The following is a 595-nucleotide window of genomic DNA, read 5'->3' as shown; positions in this document are numbered from 1 at the left end:
CGGCGGGGCAGCTTGCGCTGGACGAGGATGCCGGCGCCGCGCCGCGCCACCGCTACACGATGCGGCTCGATGGCCGGGCGTTCTTCCTGCGCGATCATCAGGTGCAGGGCCGGGGCGTGTTGCCGGGCATGGCGCATCTCGAGTTCGTGCGCGAAGCCCATGCGCGCGCCACCGGCTGCGGGCCCGGCGCGGAGCTGACGCAGCACACCTGGCTGCGGCCGGCGGTGCAGGCGTCGTCGGCGGCGCTGCCGTTGACGCTGACGCTGGAACGCATCGCGGAAGGTTCGTACGCCTATGAAATTGCCGATGGCGCGGGCGACGGCGCGCAGGTGTTCGGCACCGGCCGCATCGCGGCGCTGCGGGCCGACGCGCCGCGCGCGCCGGTTCACGATCTGCCGAAGCTGCGGGCGCTGACGCCCGACACGCTCGACGTCGACGCCTGCTACCGACGCTTCGCGGCGCTGGGCCTGGCCTACGGCCCGGCGCATCGCACGCTGCAAGCGCTGCATGCGGGCGACGGCCTGGTGCTGGCGCGGCTCGAATGGTCCGCCGAGCTCGAAGCCGACGCGCGGCAGGACGGCTGGCCCGGCGGTTA

The 595-nt window shown here is 74.5% G+C and carries 1 protein-coding gene; it reads left to right on the top strand.

What is annotated here, in order from left to right:
- The coding region (locus G3N92_RS34785; protein ID WP_206131969.1) for a polyketide synthase dehydratase domain-containing protein at positions 1-595 on the top strand (595 nt) is incomplete at both ends.

This window comes from Burkholderia sp. Ac-20379 (assembly GCF_017104645.1).
GTDB lineage: Bacteria > Pseudomonadota > Gammaproteobacteria > Burkholderiales > Burkholderiaceae > Burkholderia.
This window is presented reverse-complemented; position numbering and strand designations above follow the sequence as displayed.